Source organism: Streptomyces humidus (assembly GCF_014649655.1).
Classification (GTDB): domain Bacteria; phylum Actinomycetota; class Actinomycetes; order Streptomycetales; family Streptomycetaceae; genus Streptomyces; species Streptomyces humidus.
This window is the reverse complement of the sequence record NZ_BMTL01000097.1, coordinates 1-3745: the sequence shown is the minus strand read 5'-3', so window position 1 is coordinate 3745 and position 3745 is coordinate 1. Positions and strand designations below refer to the sequence as shown.

Sequence of the window (3745 nt, the reverse complement as noted above, 5' to 3'; positions counted from 1 at the left end):
GCACGACGGCCAGCACGCGGTGCCCGTTGCGCCGCGCATCCGACAACCGCTCCAACACCAGCACACCCACACCCTCGGACCAGCCCGTACCGTCCGCGGAGTCCGAGAACGCCTTGCACCGCCCATCCATCGACAAGCCCCGCTGCCGGCTGAAGCCGATGAAGGTGCTCGGGGTGGACATGACCGTGGCGCCGCCCGCGAGCGCGAGGGTGGACTCGCCCGACCGCAGGGACCGGCAGGCCAGATGCAGGGCCACGAGAGAGGAGGAGCAGGCGGTGTCGATCGTCACCGCCGGCCCCTCCAGGCCCAACGTGTAGGCGACCCGGCCGGAGGCGATGCTGCCCGCGTTGCCGGTGCCCAGGTAGCCCTCGTCAACGTCCTCCGACGTACTGTCCAGCCAGGAGGCGTAGTCGTGGTACATGATGCCGGCGAAGACGCTCGTCCTGGTGCCGCGCACCGACTCCGGGGGGATACCGGCCCGTTCCAGGGCTTCCCAGGACGTCTCCAGCAGCAACCGCTGCTGCGGATCCATCGCCAACGCCTCACGCGGTGAAATCCCGAAGAACTCCGCGTCGAAATCCGCCGCATCGTGGAGGAACCCACCGTGCCGGGTGTAGGTCTTCCCCTGGGTATCGGGGTTCTCATCGTAGATCCGCTCGGTCTCCCACCCCCTGTCGGCGGGGAACTCGGTGATCGCGTCCCTGCCCTCGGAGACCAGCCGCCAAAGGTCCTCGGGCGTGCTGACGCCACCGGGATAGCGGCAGGCCATACCGATGACGGCCACCGGCTCCTGCTCGCCCTCCTCCAGCTCCTTCAACCGCCGGTTGGCCTCCTGGAGATCGGCGGTCACCCGCTTGAGGTAGCGGAGGAGCTTCTCTTCGTTGCTCATACGGTGCGACTTCTCTCTACCTGTGGGTCACTCGGAGTCGAGCGAGCCGAACGTCCTGTCGATGAAGGAGAAGACCTCGTCGGCCTCGGAGTCATCGGCGAGTGCGGTGGAGTCGCCGACTTCGGTGAGGGGGCCGCGAGAGGTCAGATAGGAGCTGAGGCGGGTGAGCTTGGCCGTGAGCGCCCTGCGTACGGCCTCGTCCTCCTTGTCGGCCACGCCGTCGGACAGTGCCGTCTCGATCCGGTCGAGTTCCTGGAGCAGGAGTTCGGCGGCGCTGGGGAGGTCTCCGACCAGTTCTCCGACCAGGTGGTGTGCGAGGGACATCGGCGTCGGGTAATCGAACACGAGGGTCGTGGGCAGGCGCAGCCCGGTCGCCCGACCCAACCGGTTGCGCAGTTCCACGGCGGTCAGCGAGTCGAAGCCGATCTCCTTGAACTGGGTTTCCGCCTGGACGCGTTCGGGCCCCGTGTGTCCCAGGACCGCGCTTACGTGCGTGCGGACCAGGACCAGGACCTCCTGCTCCCGTGCAGCCGGGTCCGCCTCGGCCAGGCGACGGCGCAGGGCGTCGGCGTCGTCGGCCGGTGCGGTCTGGGCGGCCCGCTGCTTGGGGAGGTGGGGAACCAGTCCGCGCAACAGCGGCGGAAGGACGTCCCCGGCCTGCGCGCGGGCCTTCAGAACGGCCAGGTCGAGGGGAACGGCGACGGTGAGCGCGTCGGTTCCGGCCAGAGCCGCGTCGTACAGGCCGAGGCCCTGCTCCGGGGTGAGTGGGTTGGCGCCGGTTCGGGAGAGGCGCGCCCGGTCGGCGTCGCCGAGGGCGGCGGCCATTCCGCCGACCGGGGTGTCCCACATCCCCCACGCCAGGGAAACCGCGGGGAGCCCCTGGCTGCGCCGGTGGTGGGCCAGGGCGTCCAGAAAGGCGTTGGCTGCCGCGTAGTTCGCCTGGCCGGCCCCGCCCAACAGGCCGGACGCGGAGGAGAAGAGGGCGAAGAAGTCGAGCGGCAGGTCCCGGGTGAGCAGGTGCAGGTTCCAGGCACCGACCACCTTCGGCGCCAGTACGGCGTCCAGCGCGTCGTCACTCATGTCGGCGGCCAGGCCGTCCCTGAGGACGCCGGCCGCGTGGACGACGCCCACGACCGGAACGCCGTTCAAGGCCTTCTCCAGCTGGCTACGATCCGTCACATCGCAGGCAACGGTCCGGACTTCGGCGTCCAGGTCCGCGTACTCGCCGGCGCCGCTGCGGCTGAGCAGCAGCAGGCTCCGGACGCCGTACGCCTCGACCAGGTGGCGAACGATCAGCGTGGCCAGCGCGCCGGAGGCGCCCGTGACCACGACCGTCCCCTCCTTCACGGGGACCGGTGCGGGACTCCGTGTCTCCACCGGGACCAGCGACGGCACGTGGACCTCGCCGGACCTGACGGCCGCCTCCGGCAGACCGGCCGCGACCAGGTCGGGAAGTCGGTCCGCCGACGCGGGCAACCCGTCGAGGTCGACCAGGAGGAACCGCCCCGGGTTCTCGGCCGAGGCCGCGCGGATCAGCCCCTGGACCGTGGCGCCCGCCGGGGAGACGGGGTCGGCGATCGGTGCGGCCCCTTCGGTGAGGACGACCAGCGGCAGCTGCTCGAACCGGGGGTCGCCGAGCCACCGCCGTATGACGCCCAGCACCGCACGGGCCCGGCTCGCTGCCTCCTGCGGCACATCCGCTCCGGTCTCCGGGGCCCAGGGCAGCACCGCGGCTCGGGGGGTCGCCGTACCGGCGTCGAGAGCGGTTGCGAGTTCCGCGAGGTGCTCCGGCGTACCGCCCGGCAGCATCCACAGCCCGGTGTCCGGTGCCGACGGCACGGCCGTACGGTTCCAGACCACCCGGAACAGGTCGTCGGTCCGTCGCTCGCCGTCCAGGAGGGCAAGGGACACCGGGCGGGCGCTGAGCTGGTCCACCTCCATCAGGAGCGCGCCGTCCTCACCGGTGACCGTGACGGTGACCCCGCCGCCGTTCTCGATCTCGACGACCTTGACGCGCAAGGTCGCGCCGACCCTCTCACCCGCGTGGAAGCGGACCCCACTCCAGGAGAACGGCAGCCGCGGCCCTTCGCCCTCCTCCGGTCCGCCCAGTCCGGCGGCGGTGACGACGTGCAACGCGGCGTCCAGCAGGGCCGGGTGCAGCCGGTAGCCGTCGGCAGCCGGCTCCGCCTCGACCTCTCCGTACGCGGTCCCGTCCGGACCGCGCCAGGCGGCCCGCAGTCCCCGGAAGGCCGGCCCGTACGCCAGCCCGCGCGCCGCCAGCTCGACGTAGACGTCCCCGAGCGGGATCGACTCGGCGCCGCGCGGCGGCCATACCCCTGCCTGCTCGTCCACGGCGGGCTCGGCACCGGCCGCTACGCGCAGCAGTGTGCCGGCCGCGTGCCGGGTCCAGCCGGTCTCCGCGCCCCTCTCCTTCGCGTGGACGACGACATCGGCGCGTCCCTCGGCGTCGAACGCCCCGACAGCCACCTGCAGACTCGCCTCCCCGCGTTCAGGGAGCACCAACGGCGTTTCGAGGACCAGGTCCTCCACGGTTGCGGCGTCGGCCGACTCCGCCGCCTGGGCGACCAGTTCGAGGATCGCCGTGCCCGGAAGAACCGCCGCGCCGCCGACCCGGTGGTCGGCCAGCCAAGGCTGCCGTGCTACCGAAACCCGACCGGCCAACAGCACGCCACGGCCTCCGGCCAACTCGGTCCGCATGTCGATCAACGGGTGACCGCCGGAGACGGGGGCGGGGTCGAGCCAGTAGCGTTGGTGTTGGAAGGGGTAGGTGGGCAGGTCGACGGGGGCGGCCTCGGGGATGAGCGCGGTCCAGTCGACGGTCAGCCCGTCCTCATA

Annotated in this window: 2 protein-coding genes; both read right to left on the bottom strand. The window is 71.9% G+C overall.

The annotated features are described in order from the left end of the window. The coding region (locus IE239_RS41135) for a beta-ketoacyl synthase N-terminal-like domain-containing protein (RefSeq protein ID WP_190154557.1) at window positions 1-889 on the bottom strand (889 nt) is incomplete at its 3' end. Window positions 890-916: 27 nt separating this feature from the next. Next, window positions 917-3745: type I polyketide synthase (locus IE239_RS41130; RefSeq protein ID WP_190154556.1), on the bottom strand; the 2829-nt coding region annotated here is incomplete at its 5' end.